Source organism: Dryocola clanedunensis, from assembly GCF_038405435.1.
GTDB lineage: Bacteria > Pseudomonadota > Gammaproteobacteria > Enterobacterales > Enterobacteriaceae > Dryocola > Dryocola clanedunensis_A.
On the sequence record NZ_JBBYHZ010000206.1, the window covers coordinates 282 to 533 of the forward strand.

Here is a 252-nt window from a genome sequence, read left to right on the forward strand (position 1 = left end):
CTGACCGCGGGTTACCAGTCCGCGCAGGCCAAGCACAACCTGCAGTTGCCCGAGTCCGATCCGGCCGCGCGTGCGGTCGGCTCGGCCATCCTCGATGCACTCGGCCGCAACAGCACGTTCTTCTCGGCGGCACTGCCGCGTCGCATTTTCCCGCCGCTGTTCAACTGCTATCAGCCGGGGCAGACCTTCGGGTTCCATGTGGACAACGCCGTGCGCTACGACTACACCGCCCCCGGCCAGCCGCAGCCGGTG

The 252-nt window shown here is 68.3% G+C and carries 1 pseudogene; it reads left to right on the forward strand.

Annotated features, from left to right (window positions below):
• Window positions 1-252: pseudogene (locus tag AAE045_RS24250) on the forward strand (PKHD-type hydroxylase); the annotation flags it as partial.